Source organism: Methanobrevibacter smithii ATCC 35061 (assembly GCF_000016525.1).
GTDB lineage: Archaea > Methanobacteriota > Methanobacteria > Methanobacteriales > Methanobacteriaceae > Methanocatella > Methanocatella smithii.
Genome location: NC_009515.1, coordinates 481,106 through 501,022, shown reverse-complemented (window position 1 = coordinate 501,022; position 19,917 = coordinate 481,106). Strand labels below are relative to the sequence as shown.

Below are 19,917 nucleotides of genomic sequence, written 5' to 3'. Positions count from 1 at the left end.
AGTTAAAACTTCTATATATTAATATCTTAAAATTTCTCCAGGATTCTTGCATATACCTGTTTTAGATTATCGTCTGATTTTTCATAAATCCTTTTTAAGATAAGTTCAGGAGTACTTTTTGCAAGGAAATTCATTTTCGGAGTTCTGTCCACTATCAGATTATAATTTTCATCTAATCCTTTTGCTTCAATACCGTCTACACGAATATCTGTGTAATTCATCAGTTCCCTGGCCATATGTGTTACAATTATTCCGTAGGAATTGGATTCTTTAATCATATCTATAAATGTTGAAATAATTTTAACTGCAGCTTCCAGTTCTGTTATTCCTTCAAGTTCGTCAAGCAATACTAATTTTTCGCTGTCTGTTGTTACAATTGGAATAAATACATTTAAAAAAGATTCAAAAGCTCCGGCATCCAGTGATCTTTTCTTTGAAAAATGATATATTTCATCAAACAATTTGATTTTGGCTTCACCGGCACTTACAGGAAGCCCCATTTGCGCCATTATGGAAATTTGGGTTAGTGTTTCAAGAAGGGTTGTTTTACCTCCGCTGTTTGCCCCGGTAAGCAGGGCTATGTTTTCGTCATTTGTAAGTTTGTAATCAATTGTCTGTGTGTTTTTATCATCTTTTCTAAGGGCCAGTTCCAGATGCAGTGCCTCTTTTAAATTTATTTCATCGCCAAATTCAGGTGCATTTAAATCATATTCATATGCAAAGCTGCCTAAGCTAAATTCATAGTCAAATTTAATTACTTCTTCAACTTCTTTGATTGCCTGTTCTTTTATGGAGTTCAATTCAATGGCAGCACTTTTTTTAACATCAAAAATATCATTTTCTTTTTTGGATGACTGTTCCAGTTGGATTCTTTGGATTTCGCTGTCGTCAATTTCAATAGGATATTTTCTGAGATACGGATCAAAATCAAATCCTGTTTTTTCTCTGATGATTTTCTTCCTTTCATTTATAATTTCATCAAATATTTTATTAATCTTTGGAGGGAGATTCTTGTTTAATAGGTTGAGAATTTCATCTCCTTCAAGATCAACATTTTGTATGGCATTTTCTAGTTCTTCATCCATATCCTTTTTTAAAGAATTGACTAATTCTTCAATGTCTACTTCTCTTTTATCAATAACATTAAGTTCATCAATAATTGGGATAATTTCTCCCAAAATTGTTTCCCGGCCTCTGATTTTTTGTATTTCATAAACTCTGTTAAAAAGATCCTGGTTATGTGTAAAGAAGTTTATTATTTTTTCAGGAACTATTTCATAATCATTTTCTTCAATATTAATCATTACAAGGTTTGGCATTCCTTCAAAATCAAGTATTCCCTGTGAATATACATAAAAGATAAGGTCATAATTCATTAATTCCTCCTGCAGTAACGGGGAATCAGTGGCTGTAATTATTGGATAATACTGATTCAGACCTAAATCAGTAAGATATGAATTATCTTCTTCTGTTTCCACTAAAATAACTTTACTTGCATCATATTCGGCTTTCGGATTTTCAACTTCCTTTAAGTTTTTCATCAATCCTCTTAACTTGATTATTGGAAGCTGTGAAACCTGTTTTTTTGCATCCATCACAAAACTGATTTGTTTTTCTATTTTTTCAATATCTTTTGAAGGGGAAAGCAGCAAAATCCTATTTTTTGAATATGAAGTGTTTGAATATGCTAATATTTTGTTTATGATGTCTTCATAAATCTCCATTGCCCTGTCGCTTTTAATAAACTCATATGTAGGATTATTTAATAGCTGGTTCATTATTTCAATAGCTTTCCTTTGGCTGATTCCATCAATATTTGCTATTTTTTCAACATCCACATTTTCAACTATTTTTTGAAGATTTTCTTCTCCTCCAACACTATTTAATATTTTTTCAGAGATTTTATCTCCAATACCTTTTATGTTTTGCAATGTTACTTTCTCTCCTTGCATTTTAACCAAACCCTTTTTTCTATACATTTTTATTTAAATATATATCCAAAATTCCCTAGAGCATTTGGGAAGTATTATTTTTTATTTGTCAATAGCTGTGTTATATTCCTGTATTTTATTTAAATAGTTTTCATCTCTCCATCGACCGTCAATAGCAAAATTAACAAGCCCTATTGATTTTAAGTAGGTAATGTCATTTAAAAGTGAAATATCTTCGCTATTTGAAATTATAATTTCTTCATTAGATAAGCTTTTATGAATAGGATATCTTTTGTTTTTCTTATCAATCAGGAAGATGTCGTCTGTGTTGTTCTTTAACTTTTTAGATTCTTTTTTGGTAAATAATCTGTTTCTGCTTTTCATTAGCTCAACAGATCCCTGAACAATAATTTCCAATTTGGAATTGTCACTACAATTGTCTAAAATATTTTTTAAATCTTCTTTTTTCAGTTCCGGTGACAATGTAATTATTTTGTAGTTTTCAAGACTCTTTATTGTTTGTGTATTTGTCACGTTCATGGAGTATGGTCCGTATTGGCCTGTAAAATCGGGAGACATTATTTCAATAGGGTAGTGCAGTTTGTTTAATATGCCTCTTACTTTTCCTAAAACTTTTATTAAATTGTCATGAGCAATGTCCGGCCATTTCCAGATTAATTCATAGTCTCTGTTTCTGGAAATGTCAATAGCCTTTTGCAGATAGCTGACCATATAATTTATATTGTATTCTTCCCTGCTTTGATTTATTACTGACGGGTCTTCAGGAGGTATCTCCAAATAAACCCTTTTTACATTATTTATTTTATCTAAATCAGTTAGGTTATTTGTATAATAGGATAAACTGTATTGGTCAGTTTTTAGGGCATTGCCTTCATTTTCAAGATTTATTTTTACCTTTTTATTGGAGTATAAGGAATACACTTCTTTTTCTAATTTTTTGAAAAGTTCCCTTCTGATTTTATTGATTTCACTTATTGGGATAAATAATGTTCCGTCATAGTTGATATTGACTCCAACAATGTCAAATGGGTATTTGTCAACTTTCAGTAACTGTTTTTTTATTGTTTTTGTATCTACACTTCTTTTAAGAGGCTTTTCAAAGGGAACTTCTCCTTTAACTTCACTTTCAATTTCTTTTTTATTTGCAAGAGTTAACCTGCCTTTCAAGTGAGGATATTTGTTTTTAATTGAAAATGTAAGTATTAATTTGGATTTGATAAAACTGCTGCCCTTATTTTCAATCTCTTTAACTTTTGAAGTTAATCTGTTTCTTTTTGTAAGATATGCTGTTGAATCGTTTAAATTGAAATGGTGTTTTTTATTCTGCTTTACTTTTTTAATGATTAAAACTCTGTCTTTTCTGTTAATGTCTTTAATTTCTTTATTTCTGCCTTTTTTATAATGGTTGAATGTTGTTAAAAGAGGGTTTTGTGAAATTTCAAATCCGTAGTCATCTTTTGCTTTTATTAATAATAATCCGTCACCTTTTTGGGGAATTGTTTTTAAACCGTCATCTAATTTAATGACTATTTGGCTGTTTTCACTATTGCAGACTTTACCTAATTTTAAACCGACATGTCCTGAACGGATACTTCTTGAAGATGCATAGTTAAATTGCCCTTCGCTAAATCCTCTATTAAATGCAAGGCTTATTTCTTCACTTTTGCTGATTTTATTGCTTTTCAATTTGTTTAAGGCTTTCCTATAATTGCTCACTGCAATAGCCAAATATTCCTTGCTTCTCATTCTCCCTTCTATTTTGATGCAGCTGATGTTTAGCTCTGCAATTTCTTTTAAATGATCGTATAATGACAAATCTTTAGGTGAGAGGTAATAATCTTCACTGTTCAAACAGGATAATCTGTATTTTTGGCGGCAGGGCTGTGCACAACTTCCTCTGTTTCCGCTTCGACCTCCTTTAAAACTGCTCATTAGACATTGTCCTGAATAGGAATAGCACAGAGCTCCATGAACAAATATCTCAAGTTCCATATTTGTTTTCAAATTTTTAATTTCATCTTTTCTCATTTCACGGGGAAGAACTATTCTTTTAATTCCTTTGCTTTCAAGATAATCTAATTTAAGTTGGTTTTCTGCAGTCATCTGTGTTGAACCGTGGACTTTTAGTTTTGGCAGGTGTTTGTTTATCAGCTCAACCAGACCTAAATCCTGAACTAAAACTGCATCTACACCTATTGAATATAGATGGGACAAATAATTCATTACATCTTGAAGTTCATCTTCTTTAATTAATGTGTTTACAGTTACATAAACCTTGACATTGTGCAGATGAGCAGTGTTAACTGCTTCGGCTATTTCATTTAAAGTAAAGTTTTCAGCAAACCTGCGGGCACCATATTCTTTTCCAGATAAATATATTGAACTGGCTCCTGCATTAATAGCTACTTTAAGGTGGTCCATGGAACCTACAGGTGCAAGTAATTCAGGAATTCTCATGTTTGTCCTCGTGTAATCTGCCTTCAATATAATTTCCCTTGTTGATATATGACTGTGAGAAATCCATTATCTGATATTTGTATTTGGAAAGCTCTTCATCATCTCTGTCTTTCAGGGAATCATTGTAAATGGATAATATGTTTGTTGTGTACTTTTCATTGGAATATCTGCAATCCAGGATTATGGAATCAAGACCTAAGTGTTTAATTTCATTCATTTCTTCAATTAAACATAGGCAGTCTTTGTTTATAATGTGGCTTTGTTTATTATAGTCAAATAATACTTTGTACTTGAATTTTTTCCTTTTTTTATCTTCTAAAATGGCATAATCTGCATTGTTATGTATTATGAAATCTTTACCGTCATTTAAGTTACTGAAATCATCCTTACTTACAATAACCTCTAAATTTCCGTTTACAATTAGTTCCAAATCAATGTCTTCGGTGTTATTTTTAGAAATCAGATGTTTAATTTCATTACCTGAAAGTTCTGAAGATAAAATTAAACCATTGAATCCTGCTTCTTTAAGATTTTTAACTGTAAATGAGTTCCAAACATTCAGATTATGGTTTCCATAAACAGGACAGTCAAAAATCTCACCCATTCCCGGGAAATCTCCCATAACTGAAATAATAATTCCTTTTGATTCAAGTTCTTTAACTATTTCATTGCATTTGGATGCTTCTTTTTCATTGATGAATGAGGACAATACCCAAACAAGTTCTGCATCAGGAGTCATAAGACTGGCTTCTTCTAAAAGCTTTGGAATATTTTCATAATAATCTTCAGGGTTATTGTATAAACAGTTTCCATCAAAGTAAATCCGTTTAAGGTCAAATCCGGAAATTGATTTTAACTGGTCTAAGTTATCAATAAATAATGATATTTTAGGATTTTTCTTTTTGCTGATGTTATTGAAAGATTCATAATCTTCATAAAACTCATTCAATTTTTTCCTTGTAGCTTTAACGGACTTTTTGGTTGGAGTGTAGTGATTTAACAGCAGGTCCTGTGCTTGAGATAGAACTTCCCTTCTAATCTGGTTAAGTTCACTGATTGGAATAAATAAATTGTCCGGCATATTGTGGAATTTGATTTCATCTATGTAGAATGGTGTTCCTCCGGTTTTTGATAACTGCTTTTCAATTTTTTCTTTTGTAATAGGTTTGTTTTTAGCTTTTTCAAATTTGCCTATGACTTTATGTCTGAAATTGATTAATTCGTCATCTAAATAATATTCAACATTAACAAATCCTGTTAAGTCTTCATTCCAGCTTAGGGTTAATGAAAGTGGGATATTGTTTTTAATGACTTCTTTTTGGAATTTTTTAAGATTTTCATGAATTGACTTGGAAAAACTGATAAATACCTCTGTGCCTTCCTTAACCAAACGTGTTGTATTAATTACAATTTCATTTTCGTCCTGTTTAACAATGTCTTCTAAATAAATTCCTTTGATTTTGCCGTTGTATTTAAAAGCTATTCCGTCACCTTTTTTTAGTGTGATGTAATTGTCTTTATTTTTGATTTCAATTGTAACTTCAGTTCCATCTATTTTTACAATGTCTCCTATGTATAAACCTTCGTGGCCTGAACTGCCTCTGCCCATTACTTCACCGGGTTTATCTCCCATTATGTATCCGTTTGTAAATTTCCTGTTGAATACAAGATGTAAATTTTTGGCATAATCTCCGGTATTTCCGTCCAATATATTGCGGTAGCTGTTTACGATGGTTCCTATATAGTCTCCGGATTTCATACGGCCTTCTAATTTTAATGAAGTTACTCCAGCATCTGAAATTGCGTCCAGATTATTGTATGTGGCCAGATCATGGGTTGATAAAAGATATCCGTTCCCGATATTGTATCCTCTGTATTTTAAACGGTATTCTCGTCTGCATGGCTGTGCACATGCGCCCCTGTTTCCGCTGCGTCCGCTGTTGTATGAAGACATATAACAGTTTCCGGAGACACTATAGCATAAAGCTCCATGTCCGAATACTTCAATTTCCATATTGATATTGTCTTTTTTTAGCTGTTCATGTGTTTTAGCTATCTGGTTTACATTAATTTCACGTGGAAGAACAACTCTTTTAATATTGTTTTTAGCAGCCCATTTTATGGAACTGTAATTGCTTAATGCCATCTGTGTTGATCCATGAACTTCCAAATCAGGAATCAGAGTTTTTAAAAGCCAGCATATTCCAAAATCCTGAACAATAACTGCATCTATTCCTATTTGATATAATTTAAACAGGTAGTTCATTACATCAGCTATTTCAAAATTGTTTATTGATGTATTTACAGTAACATGGACTTTAACTCCATTTAAATGAGCATATTCGACAGCTTTTTCTATCTCTTCCATTGTGAAGTTTTTAGCAAATGCTCTTGCTCCATATTGTTGTCCAGCTATATAAACAGCATCAGCACCTGCATTAACTGCAATTACAAGCACATCATAAGATCCAGCTGGAGCTAATAATTCTGATAAAACCATTTTATTATTACACCCTAAGATTTAATCATTTAAAAATATGTTTTTTGTAATATAAATAAATTTTAAAATATCGCTGATAATGTATTGTTGGGGTTGTAGTTTACTGTTTAGTTTTTATTTTATATATTATTTTAAAAGGATATGATGTATTTTAAATTCAAAATAATAATATAAATCAAGTAAAAGAAAAAATAAGAAATTTAAGAAGAGACAGGCTCATGTCTTATTCTTTTAATAAAATCCTGCAATTATTATAAGTAACATTCCAGATAAGAATATTGTTGTAAATACTATGAAATATTTTGTTAATTTTTCACTGTTAGACTTATGTCCAAATACTAATGGCAGTATTGCTAATATTGGAATGAAGTAACGGGCTCCAACGCCTAAAATACCATCATAACCTACTGGAGTCCAACTTAAATATTGGATAAAAAATATGCTTGTATAAATTATTAAAAATAATATTATCAATTCTAATTTTTTCCTTTTAGCCATTTTTAAATCTTCAGATAAGAATAAAAATACAATAAAGAAGATTAAACACAATGCATTGTATATATCTAGCCCTGGAAAAAGTATTAAATGGAAAAAAGAACAATCTTTAATAAAAATCAAGTATGGTAAAAAGATTAATGATTTTACAAAGGTTATAACTGCGGATGTAGGGTTGTGAATTATATAATTTATTTGATTGGTTGGGTTAACATTATTTTGGATGTAATAGTCTATTCTTCCACCTTTTAACAATTCTTTTGAAGCATAAAAATTACTATATGCTCCAGCTATGACTATTAAGAGTAAAGCTGTCATTTTAGATATAATAGCTATTTTTTTTGTTTTAAATTTGTTTGCAGGTATTAAAAATAACATTAGTAATAAAAAGATATATGGAAATTTAATAAGTCCAATCAATACTCCTGTTGCCAAATAAATGATTATATTTTTATTTGGGATTATTTCTGATTTATACATCTGTATGAAGTAAGAAATATTTAATATTGCCAGAGCAAAAATAATTCCATCACTGCTCATTGATGCAGCTTGAAAAACAGCTATTGGAAGACATGATAATACAAGTAACTCTTTTTTAAAAGCAGGCGTCTTTTTAATTGCAAAATATACAATTCCTGAGTATAATAATAAGTTACAAAGTCTACCTAACCATAATGCGAATATTACTGGTAATTCCAACATTTTTGCAATAAATATCCCAAATCCTTGAGCTAAATAGACGTAAAATAGATTTTGAGAAAATACTGATGTAAAAAATGATTTGCAGTGCGTAATATCTTGATGCATAAAGGAAGTATTGTCTAGTAGGGTACTACCTTGTGAATATGTCATTTGATGAAAATAGTTGTTTATGAAATATCCCTGATTTTCATGGTAATTTGGTATAAGTCCTCCTTCTGAGGTTAAATCAGATCTTGCAAAATGTTCTACTTCATCAGGAGCTACAAGAAGTGGTGAAGCAAATACTGTTAGTAATCCAAATATGATGATTATTAAAAAAGCTGTTTTGTGTAATGCATCTTTATTTTTTATAGAATATCTTATACAAATTATTCCACCTATTACAGTTAAAATACTTAATATTATCTGTGCTTTTGGATGATTATGGGTGTTACATGAAAATAAAAAGGTTGCAAGCAATATAAACCCGATTAAATAAGTGAGTATGTATTTTTTATCATTTATTTGTATCATATTGTATCATTTTTTTATAAATAATGCTTAATAAATTTATAGTTCATGTTTGTGGGGATTTTCATAGGTCATTCATATGTAAAATAGGTATTTATTAAATAGCTGTTTTGCTTTTTGTTTTAATGAAACATTGAAAAAATAGTTAAAGTTTAATATAGTTTAATTCAAATTTAAAATTATGTACATTGTTTTTGAGGGAATTGATGGTGCAGGTAAATCTACTCAGATTAACCTGTTAAAAGATTGGCTGGATCAGAATGGTTTTGATGTTGAAACAGTTGTGGAACCGACAGATTCTGAAGTCGGTAAGTTAATTAGAAAAATACTGCAAAGACCGGATGCAACAACTGACAGAATTCAAAAAACATTAGGTCTACTATTTGCAGCAGACAGGATGCTTATTATGGATAAACTTAATGATGATTCTAAAGTTATTTTAAGTGACCGCTCTTTTATTTCTAGTTTAGCTTATCAGGAACCTGCAGAATGGATTGAACAGATTAATAAATATGCTAAAGAACCTGATCTGGTTTTACTTTTAGATGTGGATGTTAAAACTTCTGTAAATCGATGCTCTAAAGAAGACGAATTTGAAAATGAGGAATTTTTAAGTAAAGTCAAAGCTAATTATTTGGATTTAATCAGCAATTTCAATCATGAAATAATTGATGCAAGTACTGGAGTAAATAAAGTATCAACAGATATTAAAAAAGCTGTAGCTCCGTATATGGGTATTTGTCCTGATTGTATTAGGTGATATTATGAGCGAAGTCTTAAACAATGTAGTAAATGTAATAAGTGGTTTGGATGGTGTTTTGGAAGTAAGGCAACTTTCCAATGATGATATTTTAAAGATAATTGATATGGAAGCACAGCGCTCAAAGGATATAGTTCCGGTATTCAATGAAGGAGTTCAGGAATGTTTCAAAAGGGATGTATGTTTTGTAATTTTTAAAAAAGGATATTTCAGAGTTCCCCCAACTCCCACTGTTTTACTGACATTTGACGGAGAAATATTGGGTCATGATGTTTTTGATCCTGAAGATAAGAAAAAATTTAGGGATGATGAAGATATCATGTTTTTAAGTGATGATTTTGTAATTTTTAAAGATGTATTAAATAATTACAATTTGGAAAAAGGCAATGAATATTTTGTTTTACCTCCCGTTCCATTTCCGGAATTGGATCCTTTTAAGTTAGATGGTGTTGTTTCATCAAGTCCGTCAACTAAATCTGACGAATATTTAAAAAATAAGTATAGTTATGGTGATGATTCTTCAATAGCTACAATTATTGTTTCATTTAATATTTAAATATTAAAATATTCATTTCTAGCTTCAACTAGTGCTTTAACATTAGCTAGTGGTGTTTTTGGAGCTAATCCACAACTTGGAGCTATAATATCAATATCTTCACTTAATACTTTTTTTACATCTTCTTTTACATCTTCAGGTGTTCCGCTCAATAATGTTTTGGATGTTGAGATGTTTCCTACAATGACACATTCATCTTCGATGCTTTCCTTGGCTTTTGGGATGTCAACGGCTTCTTCTATACTTATTCCGTCAAAGCCAACAGAGGACATGTCACTTATAATAGGTTGTGTTGACCCGCAGATATGCAATACTTTTTGCACATCAATAAAATCCGCCAAATCTTCAAGATTAGGTTTAATCATTGATTTAAATTGAAGAGGGTCAATTAATTCTGGGGATGCTGTAGGTTCGTTTACACAAATAACATCTGCATCATGTTTCTGAATTGATTCAATGTAATCCATACTTGCATCAAGACAGTTTTCCATAGCTATTTCTATTTCATCAGGATCAGTTTTCATATATCTTACGACATTTTCAATTCCAAGCAAATGTCCTGTTAATGTAAATGGCCCTGTAATTCCAACGATTATCGGCAAATCTTCATATTTTTCTTTTAAAATATCAATAGCTTCAAGAACTACTGGAATACGTCCATTTTCTAAAAAATCATCTGGTGCTTCAATATCATCTGCAGATTCAAAAGGAGTTCCAGTTACTTCCGGAGTTCGTTCATTGTTTCCGAGATTTACTTCAGCTCCCATAGATTGCGCTTCAACTGTAAGTCCAAAAGGTATTCTTGCACATTCAAGGCCTGCAAGTTCATGTAGGGAACTTCCTAAAATTGCCATTTGCTCAGGATTTGTATGTGCTTCCGGCCAGGAAGCATTAGTCTGTTCCATTGCTTCGATAATTCCTGCTTGTGTTACACTTATAACAGGTTTAACTTCCACATCTTCACCTGAAAGTGCATTTTCAAGATTTTCTTTTAGATTCATATTAATCACTATATATCTTTGTAAAATTCTTCATATTTAAAAGCATGTTCTTTGCAATTTCCAGCACACCTTAAACAGCCAAGGCCTGAACATAAGTCTGTTCTTAATTTAAATTCATCTTTCTCAAAAGACAGAGCATTTTCAGGACATGAATTAACACAGTCCATACAGTAAATACATCTGTCAAATTTTGCAGATAATATATTTTCAATATCAACTGTGTTTAAATCATTTTCTCCCAAATCTGAAATATCTCTTGGGTATAATTTAGTTATTTCAGGTTCTGTTTCAATATTTGGGATTTCCTGAATGCCGTATTTTTGCAGCCATTGATTATACATCCAAAATGGCATTCCTTGTTCATAAATAGCCAGTTCCAGGGAATATATTTTTTCAAATATTTCAGAAGTAGCAAGCATTATATGATTGCTTTCAATTTTATCAGCCAATTTCTGCAATTCATCTAATAATTCGGGGTTTAATACAATATCTTTAGCCATAGCTAATGATGTATTTCCAATTTGATAAACTTGTTGGGGGCCTGGTGGAATTTGTCCTATGTTTAATGATTTTTTAGCATCAACATAAAATCCGGAAGCTCCGGCCATATATACACTTTCAATTTCATCTAAAAGGATATCTGCACTTTCAGCTAGTGTTAACTGTCCGGCTCTAAAAGCACCTAATGCCTTTCCAATATTTGAAATATCTTTTTCTTTGAGATAAACATCATCCTGCAGATAAATTGTATCTTTAATTTTGCCGTCTTTTATGATTTTATCATCACTACCTAAACTAAATGCAGCTATTACACCGGTTCCGGTAATTCCTTTTGCTTGTATGTCTGATTTTTTAATGACATTTCCATTAACAGGATCAATTAAATCTCCGTCTTCAACTATTAAATTGTCATTAAGAATTTTCATTCTCCAGAACATTTCCTCTTCATTAATATCGCAGATTACTCCTGGAGAAGCTAGTCTGCCTTTTTCAATATTTTGCCCTTCAATAGCAGGTCCTGCAGCAGCCGATGCAGTATAAATTTCTCCGTCTGCAATCAGGGCCATTTCAGCATTTGTTCCAAAATCTATAATAAGTGAATATTCATCTTTTTCTAAAGCTTTGGATTTGTAAAGCATAGCTAATGCATCTGCTCCAATTTCATGTTTAATGGCTGGAGGAATGTAAATCTTAGCATCAGGATTAATATCTAAGCCGATTGCTTGAGGATTTAATATTTTTCCACGTCTGGACGGAGGAGTTATATTTTTTTCTTTTAAAGCATTTTCTCCCCAAAAAGCCAAATCTCTTATTTCAATATTGTTAAATAAGGATAACTGTATTGGATTTCCGCAAACTGCCAATCTTTCTACTTTATTTAAATCAATATTTAAATTAGCTATAACTCTGTTTATTGTAGTTATAAGAATGTTATGTGCAGTTTCGAGACCTATATTTAATGCAAAGTGAAGATGATCTACTACATTAGCTCCAGGCAATGGATGTCTTAAAGTTATAGCTGTAGATATTGTTTTATGGGTAGTTAGATTGTAGCTTTGAGCTCTAATACCGCTAGTTCCAATATCTATAGCTATTGCATAATGTTCTGCCATGGTTATCTAGTTTGAATATTCCGGTACGAATTCCCCTACAATGTCGCTGTACTCTTTTCTTAAATCTTCCCATGTTTTATGGTTTTTCAGGATTGCATCAGCTAATTTTGGTGTGTGGTAAGCTTCTACGCCGTATACTGTCATAGGCATACTTTCAACATAGTCTTTTCTTACAGCTCCTCCACCACAGCCTATTGCAGGCACTTCAAGACCTTCTTTTTCAAGAGCATCTACAACTTTTGGAAATGCAGTCATTGTAGTTGTCATAAGTGCAGTACCGGTCATAAATAATGGATGATACTTTTTAACAGCTTCAACAACTTTCTCGGTAGGAACATCTCTTCCTAAATCGATAGCTTCATATCCTCCGGCTCTTAAAAACATCAAGATTAAGTTTTTACCGATGTCATGTGGATCTCCTTCAGCAACAAAACAAACAATAGTTCCTTTTGTTTCACTTTTGTGTCCAAGAACTTTTTCACATTCTTTTACACTTTCCATCATTGCATCTCCTGCAAGCATTAAATCAGGTAAGAAATAAACTCCTTTTGTATAAAGTAAGCTCACTGCATCAATACCTTTCATAAGTCCTTTGTTTATGATGTCCAATGGTGAAATCTCATTTTCAAGAGATTCTTTAACATCGCTTAATACTTTTGCTTTATCTTCATAGAGCACTCCTAAAGCTATTGATTTAAAGGGTTCTTCTGTTGGCAATCCTTCTTTTACTTCAGGATATTCTTCAGGTTTTATAGCTGCACCTTCTACAACTATATTGTATCTAATAGCTATCTTATTTTGATTTATTTTATTTTCTAAATCTTTATAAGTCATTTTAATCCCTTCTTTTTATTATAATTCATAATTTTTAGGATCAAAGTCCTCTACTTTACGTCCGTATCGTTTGGATGATTGTTTGATAAATTTGCCGGAATCTTCTGGTAATTTCTCATAGATTTTCATAGCTCCATCAAGGCTGTCCTGTTCGAATCTGGTTAATTGCATTTTTTTGTCTTCAACAGCTTCTCTTATAATGGTGCCAGCTTCAAGAGCTCCTGCTATGCTTCTTTGATATGGGTCATCACCATATTCTACAATAGCACGGCCAATTCTATGTGCATTGTCATATGCGAGAATTAATGCTTGAGGGTCTCTGTATTTGTCTGCTAATGTATACAGGTCTCTTAATATTTTATCATTTTCGGTTTCAATAGCAGTATTCATTAATGCAGCTTCGTATCCTGTTGCCTGTAACCAGACTTCAGGTGTTGTTCCACCCATTTCTTCTCTATGATAAACCGATTCATTACTCCAGCAGTCAGTTATTCCAGCTATTAAATTTCCCATTAAATCAGAGTGTGCACAAACAGCATTTTTACCTTCTGTTGCAATAGGAACTCCACTTATTGATTTTACAATAGGGTTTTCATAACCGCAGTCTTTAAGAGGTCCTTTTGCACCACATTCTACAGCAACCAAACTGTTACATGCTCCAATAGCTCTGGCTATTGCTGCTAATGTATGGGAACAGTCTTTATCTAACAATCCTCCTGCTAGAAACATTGCAGTATTTGATTGTGAACAGTTAGTGTCTCCTCCTGGAATTACATTGTGTTTGCTGCAGATTTTTACAATTTTTGTCCACATGAATTCCATATCTATGCTGCCTAAAACTCCAATTCCAAATAATATTGCTCTTGGGTCTCCTCGGGATATTCCGTAATCTGAAACAGATTTTCCTCCTGTTGTTTCAATGCAGATTATTGATGCTCCATTTTCACAGCATTGTTCTATACTTTCCATTACTTGCTGATACTGGGAGGAAGTTCTATAATTTTCTCCTTTTGCTTCATCTCTGATATCTGCAGGAGTAGCTTTAAGTGCAGTTTTAATTCCATATTCGTCTTGAAATTTTTCAAGAACTTCTACTTGTGCCTGAGTACACTCTCCTGCCCAATCAGGATTTGCAGTTTGTTGTGCAATATGTTCCTGTTCTAAGATAAATGAAGGCAGTCCAATATTCACTGCTCTTTGACAAGCACTTATTGCAATATTTCTACATTCTGATACCATGGTGTCTTTTGAATTTTCACTTCCTTCTTTTGGAGCAACTTTGATTATCGGATTAACATAACCTGCTCCGATTTCTAATCCATTTTTTGTTTTAACAGGATGTTTTGAAAATCCAAAGGTCATTTCATCAGGATTTTCGTACTCCATTTTTGTATACCTTTTCATAGTATCACCTCAGATGGTTAATAATAATCATTAAAAGTATATAAATTAATTGGCTTGATTTTTTAATTTAATTTAATATATTGGATTTGTTTTTAAATTAAATGAAATTATTTGTTTTAAAATTAATATATTTTAATTAGAGCAGGTGTTTATTAAAAATAGTTAAAATTAGTAGCTTATTTTTCTTTTATTTGAAAAATGAGAGTTTTATTAATTATGTGCTTTTATTTGGCTTTTATAAAATAAAATGTTATTTATATTTTTTTAATTAAATTTTAATTAAAAGGTAAATTTTATTTTTTACCTTCTAATTGATTTAATCTGGCTTCAATAGCTTCGTATAAGAAAACTTTAGCTTTTTCAAGTTCTTCATAAGTTCCTATAAGTTTAGGTCCGAATTCAGTATGTTCTAATTTTACATCGAACTTTTCGATAGTATGAGCAAGCATCTGTTCTCCTACACCATTAAGTAAACCCATTTCAAATTCCTGTTTTTCATCCATTGTTTATTCCTCCATATATTCTCTTACAGGAGCAAAGTGTTCAATTAAGAAATCTTTAATTCCGTTTTTCAAATCCATTGGATGTAAGTCTCCATTTGAGAAATCATTAATTAACTGTTCATGTGTAAGTTCAATGTCTCCTCCGAATTTTTCAGGCCTTTTAATAAGTAAAGTTTCCTGGTTTGGATATACGAATGTTTCAGCTATTTCAATCATCGGATTTCCTTCAGTTTCTCCCTGAGGACAATAGCTTTTTTTGATTTTTTTAGTAATTTCTTCAACTGAATCGTCAACAGCAATGTAATTTCCTTTACTTGAAGACATTTTAGCATCTCCGTCAAGACCATGTAACAATGGAGTGTGAATACAGACAGGAACTTTTTCATCAATTTTCTCTAAGTTTTCACGTGCGAGCATTTGAATTTTCCTTTGCTCCATTCCTCCAAGAGCAACATCTACATCTAAAGCAACCATATCTACAGTTTGCATAATTGGATAAACTACACTAGCCACTTTCGGATTTTCATCATGACGGCTTACTTGATCCATACTTCTTCTAGCTCTTTTCAAAGTAGTCAGGGTAGCTAATTTATAAACTTTAGATGCATAATCTTCGTTTAATTGGAAACTTGAACCTAATATGAATTCAGTAGTTTCATCTAAACCTAATGCTTTGAAACATTTCATGTTGTACTCTGCAGTTTCAGCAATTTCTTCAATGCTTCCTTTTCCATTTAAAAAAGCATGGAAATCTGCAAGAAGTATTTTAATTTTAAAACCTAATTTTTGAAGGGTTTTAAGTTTTTGTACTGTTACTGCATGGCCTAAATGAATTTTACCTGAAGGTTCATATCCTGTGTAAGCTATAGGTTGTTCTTTTTTAAGAACTTCTTTTAATTCTTCAGTATCTATAACTTCTAATGTTCCTTTTTCAATTAATTGAATTTTTTCTTCAATGCTCATCTTAATCACTTAATCAAATAAATGTAATTGTTAATTTTAATAATTTTAACTTCGTCACCAATATTGGAATCTTTAAATTCATCCATCATATCCAAATCAACAGCAGAATAATCTGCAGGGTCTAAAATTTGAATGTTGCTTGGGGATTTTGATATTATTGTTGTTGTTTCAATTTCATCAGCCTTTTTAAGAAGTGTTATATCTTCACTTTCTTTTAAAGGTATTGTGTGTCTTTTATGGTCAGTGATATCTATTCCAACAACTCTATTTTTATCAATATCTTTTACCTGCAGTATTTTGCCCTCATGTTTGATAAAATCATTTATTTCAAATTCCGGAATTCTAATTGAAATCCAAATTCTATAAAGACCTTTTCCAGTAGATTTGTCTTCACTGATAAGTCTTGGAGATTCTTTAATAATTCCTCCAAATTCTTCTTTTAAGCTTTCAGCTACTTTTCTGCCGGATTTTAATGATCCAATATAATAATCGTAACCTTCTTTTAGTTTAGCTATTTGTGGGCAGTAAGCAAGCTTGTCGCTTTTGCTTTGCTTATTTAAAGTTCTTTTAACAACTTCATCAGCTTTATCATATTCTTCTGCTTTTATATCTCTGTTGTTTGCTCTAAACTGAACAACCGATTCGTAATAGCCTGCCTGAAGTTTACTGCATGTTGGACAAACTGTTTTCATTATTCTTACTGAAGTGTCATGAGTTTCATCAAGCTGAACTCCGTAAACTTCTCCAACAACTTCCACATAACAATTGGCTATTGTTCCTTTTATTTGGTCGATTTCAAGATTGATAATTTCATTTTCAACAAGATTGCTGATTTTAATGTTTCGCTCTAAAGCACGATAAATTATTTCATCTTCAGGTAAAAATGAATCTGTCCATTTTCCTTCTTCGATTCTACTGTTACAGTGGCTGCAGATTTCTACTTTAATATTTTCTGGGATTTCAATCATTTGAAAGTCTTTTAAAAAGCAGTCAATGCAAATATCTCCAACCATTTTTTTATCAGTACTTCCACATTCTACACAAAACATAAAAATCATTAAAAATAAGTTAAATAGGATTATAATGGTTTTAATGGAGCTTTAGCACCACATGCAGCACATTTTAATATGAATATCCTATCTTCTCTGATAATTTTAGTATCTGGCCTGTTACATTCATGGCAAATAACATATTTTTCAACATAATCTTCTAATCTTTCGTTGATTAAGTAATGTGTAAATTTACCTTGTAAAATTGCTCTTGATCCTTCTAAATTACCTGCAGTACCTAATTCTCTTAATAAAAATTTTAATACATGTTGTGGATCTCTGTTTAAATCTTCAGCAACATCTTTAAAGTTTTTTATAAAAGTTCTGTTACCTTGTATATCTGAATAAGCTTTAGGAATTTTAAATCTTTTGTGTTCAAATACTTCAGGAGGTAATTGGTCTATTGCTCTATTTAATAAATTTTCGTATTCTTCCATATTATCGCTCCGTAAAATTAGTATAAATATAATATATTAATTTTGATTTTAATCATTTATTAAGTTATCCTATTTGATTAAAAAATATAAAATAAAAAAAGAAGGTTATGCTCTTTTGAGATAACCGTTTGTTGGTTCGTAGATTACTCCTTTGTGTTTTAAGTTTCTAACCATTTCATCTACTTTTTCTTCACTCATGTCGTATTTATCACTCATATTGGATACTAAAACATTCATTGGAGCTTGTCCGGCATATTCTTCTTCAAGTATTTCAATTTCAGAAATGATTCTTTGCAATTTGTCTCTGTCTGATTTAGGTGTTCTTCCTTCTACTTTATCAATGTCTATTTCTCCGGTTTCTGGATCAACACCGACTTCTTTAAGACAAGCTAATTGCAGTCTCACGGCTTTTTGTGCATCTTCTTTATCTACTGTGTCTTTTAGTCTTATTTTAGCACTAGCTTCAGCTAAACGAATGATAGCTTCTAATTGCCTTGCAGTAATTGGAACTGGGGATTCTTCATCACCTGAACTGTTTCTTGTACTTACATAAAACTCTTTTAAAACCATGTTTGCTTCATCAGTAAGTTTCGGATTTACATTTTTACGGGCATATGCAATATATTTCCTGAGTAATTCAGGTTCAATTTCATAATTTACAGTATTTTGCTGGTGTATTTGGAGAATGTGCTGTGCAAGTTCTGAATCTCCTTTTACACTTGGTTTATCTTCAACAACAAATATTAAATCGAAACGAGATAAAATTGGGGAAGGCAAATCAATTTGTTCTGCAAGTATTTTGAATCTGTCAAATCTTCCGAATTTAGGGTTAGCTGCTGCGAGAACTGAACATCTTGAATTTAAAGTAGCCATGATTCCTGCTTTAGCAATACTTACAGTTTGTTGTTCCAGTGCCTCGTGAAGTGCTGAACGGTCTTCTGACCTCATTTTGTCCAGTTCGTCAACACATACATTACCCTGGTCCCCAAGTACTAATGCACCTGCTTCAAGAGACCATCCGCCTAATTCATCTCTAACTGCTGCTGCAGTTAACCCTGCTCCTGTTGTACCTTTACCACTGGTGTAAATACTTCTTGGAGCTAATTTTGAAACGTATTTAAGCATTTGGGATTTACCGATACCTGGGTCCCCGACGATTAAAATATGAATATCTCCTCTTAATCTAGTTTCATCTTCAAGCTCTTTTGCAGCACCACCAAATAATTGAAGAGCAATAGCTTCTTTTACATCTCTATAACCTCTGATTGATGGGGCAGTTGATTTGATGATTTTTTCATAAATGTCCGGGTCTTTAGAAAGTTCAATGATTTTTGCCTCGTCTTCTTCTGTAAGCTGCAATTCTTCAAATTCCTGCTCTAAAGGTTCGATATGATTTACATAAATGTAGTTTTTGAATTTGCCGCTGCGCTCTTCTCTGAATGTTTTTAAAGTTCCTGTAATTCTTACTTTATCTCCGGGATTTAATTGGTCTACTAAATCATCTTCCAAAACCATTAACATCTGTTTAGGTTCAGTTCCTCCAGATAAATTCTCCAATGGTTCCTGCATTCTTGCTGTTTGAGTATCAATGTATTTTGATTCCTCCTGCAGCAATCTAAATGATCTTCCACCACATTCACTACATAAAGAAGGCTCTATAATTCTGCTGTCGGAACGTTGCTCTACTTCATGCAGTCTCATACATCCTCTACATTCAAAGACACCAGTTTCAATTCTAGGTCTTATTTCATCTGTTTTTCTTACAATTCCATCTGCAGCGACAAATGTCCCAATGTACTTACTTAATAGGGTTTTTAAAGGAATTATATTAGAAAGATTTTCAAAACGAATATTGATATCAGCATCTTTTACTAAAGGGTCAATATTTTTTATTGCACTTTTGGATGCTTCAATAACTTCTTCAGGTTTTTCAATTAATAAATCTGCCAAATCAGGGTCAAACATTTCTAAATCATTGTAATCTACAGTAAGTGACCTTTCATCAGGATATTTTTCAAGGATTTCAAATACATCATCTTTGTATGTTGTAGCGAAAAATTCCTCAAATTTTGCAACAGATGTTCGTGATTTTGTACTAGCATTCATTAAAATATTATTAATTTTTCATACTTTAAAAAATATTGTATTGAGCATTTGGCAAGTAAAATATTATATACTAAA

15 protein-coding genes are annotated in these 19,917 nt (G+C 31.7%); 2 read left to right on the top strand and 13 right to left on the bottom strand.

Annotation, left to right across the window (positions count from 1 at the left end):
• Positions 1-26 precede the first annotated feature (26 nt).
• The 4 genes from MSM_RS02590 to MSM_RS02575 form a co-directional block, all read right to left on the bottom strand.
• Positions 27-1,979, bottom strand: coding sequence for a MutS-related protein (locus MSM_RS02590; protein ID WP_011953949.1), 1,953 nt, complete (start codon positions 1,977-1,979; stop codon positions 27-29).
• A 54-nt stretch (positions 1,980-2,033) separates the two neighbouring features.
• Positions 2,034-4,409: a U32 family peptidase gene (locus MSM_RS02585; protein WP_011953948.1), complete on the bottom strand. Its 2,376-nt coding sequence runs from the start codon at positions 4,407-4,409 to the stop codon at positions 2,034-2,036.
• A complete protein-coding gene (locus MSM_RS02580) occupies positions 4,396-6,909 on the bottom strand; it encodes a U32 family peptidase (protein ID WP_011953947.1) in 2,514 nt (837 codons plus the stop codon). The genes MSM_RS02585 and MSM_RS02580 overlap by 14 nt, the downstream gene beginning before the upstream one ends.
• A gap of 231 nt (positions 6,910-7,140) precedes the next feature.
• Positions 7,141-8,619: a DUF2142 domain-containing protein gene (locus MSM_RS02575; RefSeq protein ID WP_011953946.1), complete on the bottom strand. Its 1,479-nt coding sequence runs from the start codon at positions 8,617-8,619 to the stop codon at positions 7,141-7,143.
• Between the two features lie 178 nt (positions 8,620-8,797).
• Here MSM_RS02575 and tmk point away from each other — a divergent pair, with 178 nt between their 5' ends.
• Together tmk and MSM_RS02565 are read left to right on the top strand one after the other, a co-directional pair.
• Positions 8,798-9,376 carry a dTMP kinase gene (tmk, locus tag MSM_RS02570; RefSeq protein ID WP_011953945.1) on the top strand — a complete coding sequence of 193 codons (579 nt, stop codon included), beginning with the start codon at positions 8,798-8,800 and terminating at the stop codon, positions 9,374-9,376.
• A 4-nt stretch (positions 9,377-9,380) separates the two neighbouring features.
• Entirely contained in the window at positions 9,381-9,932 is a 552-nt protein-coding gene (locus MSM_RS02565) for a hypothetical protein (protein ID WP_011953944.1), read from the top strand.
• Here the strand turns inward: MSM_RS02565 and mtaA are convergent.
• From mtaA to mcm, 9 genes are all read right to left on the bottom strand, one after another.
• Positions 9,929-10,933 (bottom strand): methylcobamide:CoM methyltransferase MtaA, encoded by a 1,005-nt coding sequence (mtaA, locus tag MSM_RS02560; RefSeq protein WP_004036704.1) that lies wholly within the window; start codon positions 10,931-10,933, stop codon positions 9,929-9,931. The two genes, MSM_RS02565 and mtaA, sit on opposite strands and share 4 nt — an antisense overlap.
• A gap of 8 nt (positions 10,934-10,941) precedes the next feature.
• Entirely contained in the window at positions 10,942-12,546 is a 1,605-nt protein-coding gene (locus MSM_RS02555; protein WP_011953943.1) for a methylamine methyltransferase corrinoid protein reductive activase, read from the bottom strand.
• Positions 12,547-12,552: 6 nt separating this feature from the next.
• The gene (gene mtaC / locus MSM_RS02550) at positions 12,553-13,380 is read right to left on the bottom strand and encodes a methanol--corrinoid protein MtaC (protein ID WP_011953942.1); all 828 of its coding nucleotides are present in this window, start codon (positions 13,378-13,380) and stop codon (positions 12,553-12,555) included.
• Positions 13,381-13,398: 18 nt separating this feature from the next.
• On the bottom strand, positions 13,399-14,784 hold the full coding sequence (mtaB, locus tag MSM_RS02545; protein ID WP_011953941.1) for a methanol--corrinoid protein co-methyltransferase MtaB: 1,386 nt from the start codon (positions 14,782-14,784) through the stop codon (positions 13,399-13,401).
• Between the two features lie 293 nt (positions 14,785-15,077).
• Positions 15,078-15,287 carry a hypothetical protein gene (locus MSM_RS02540; RefSeq protein WP_011953940.1) on the bottom strand — a complete coding sequence of 70 codons (210 nt, stop codon included), beginning with the start codon at positions 15,285-15,287 and terminating at the stop codon, positions 15,078-15,080.
• Between the two features lie 3 nt (positions 15,288-15,290).
• Positions 15,291-16,250 carry a tyrosine--tRNA ligase gene (locus tag MSM_RS02535; RefSeq protein WP_004036710.1) on the bottom strand — a complete coding sequence of 320 codons (960 nt, stop codon included), beginning with the start codon at positions 16,248-16,250 and terminating at the stop codon, positions 15,291-15,293.
• 5 nt (positions 16,251-16,255) lie between these two features.
• Entirely contained in the window at positions 16,256-17,308 is a 1,053-nt protein-coding gene (locus tag MSM_RS02530) for a 60S ribosomal export protein NMD3 (protein ID WP_011953939.1), read from the bottom strand.
• Between the two features lie 20 nt (positions 17,309-17,328).
• Positions 17,329-17,736 (bottom strand): translation initiation factor IF-2 subunit beta, encoded by a 408-nt coding sequence (locus MSM_RS02525; RefSeq protein ID WP_004032261.1) that lies wholly within the window; start codon positions 17,734-17,736, stop codon positions 17,329-17,331.
• A gap of 105 nt (positions 17,737-17,841) precedes the next feature.
• On the bottom strand, positions 17,842-19,842 hold the full coding sequence (mcm, locus tag MSM_RS02520) for a minichromosome maintenance protein MCM (RefSeq protein WP_004032260.1): 2,001 nt from the start codon (positions 19,840-19,842) through the stop codon (positions 17,842-17,844).
• Positions 19,843-19,917 lie beyond the last annotated feature (75 nt).

What these genes read in the sequence shown, in the direction of transcription:
- MSM_RS02525 (WP_004032261.1), bottom strand. Translation starts at nt 17,736, where the DNA reads ATGGAAGAATACGAAAATTTATTAAATAGAGCAATAGACCAATTACCT.
- MSM_RS02530 (WP_011953939.1), bottom strand. Translation starts at nt 17,308, where the DNA reads ATGATTTTTATGTTTTGTGTAGAATGTGGAAGTACTGATAAAAAAATG.
- MSM_RS02540 (WP_011953940.1), bottom strand. Translation starts at nt 15,287, where the DNA reads ATGGATGAAAAACAGGAATTTGAAATGGGTTTACTTAATGGTGTAGGA.
- MSM_RS02565 (WP_011953944.1), top strand. Translation starts at nt 9,381, where the DNA reads ATGAGCGAAGTCTTAAACAATGTAGTAAATGTAATAAGTGGTTTGGAT.
- MSM_RS02585 (WP_011953948.1), bottom strand. Translation starts at nt 4,409, where the DNA reads ATGAGAATTCCTGAATTACTTGCACCTGTAGGTTCCATGGACCACCTT.
- MSM_RS02555 (WP_011953943.1), bottom strand. Translation starts at nt 12,546, where the DNA reads ATGGCAGAACATTATGCAATAGCTATAGATATTGGAACTAGCGGTATT.
- MSM_RS02580 (WP_011953947.1), bottom strand. Translation starts at nt 6,909, where the DNA reads ATGGTTTTATCAGAATTATTAGCTCCAGCTGGATCTTATGATGTGCTT.
- MSM_RS02575 (WP_011953946.1), bottom strand. Translation starts at nt 8,619, where the DNA reads ATGATACAAATAAATGATAAAAAATACATACTCACTTATTTAATCGGG.
- mtaB (WP_011953941.1), bottom strand. Translation starts at nt 14,784, where the DNA reads ATGAAAAGGTATACAAAAATGGAGTACGAAAATCCTGATGAAATGACC.
- mcm (WP_004032260.1), bottom strand. Translation starts at nt 19,842, where the DNA reads ATGAATGCTAGTACAAAATCACGAACATCTGTTGCAAAATTTGAGGAA.
- mtaC (WP_011953942.1), bottom strand. Translation starts at nt 13,380, where the DNA reads ATGACTTATAAAGATTTAGAAAATAAAATAAATCAAAATAAGATAGCT.
- MSM_RS02590 (WP_011953949.1), bottom strand. Translation starts at nt 1,979, where the DNA reads ATGTATAGAAAAAAGGGTTTGGTTAAAATGCAAGGAGAGAAAGTAACA.
- MSM_RS02535 (WP_004036710.1), bottom strand. Translation starts at nt 16,250, where the DNA reads ATGAGCATTGAAGAAAAAATTCAATTAATTGAAAAAGGAACATTAGAA.
- tmk (WP_011953945.1), top strand. Translation starts at nt 8,798, where the DNA reads ATGTACATTGTTTTTGAGGGAATTGATGGTGCAGGTAAATCTACTCAG.
- mtaA (WP_004036704.1), bottom strand. Translation starts at nt 10,933, where the DNA reads ATGAATCTAAAAGAAAATCTTGAAAATGCACTTTCAGGTGAAGATGTG.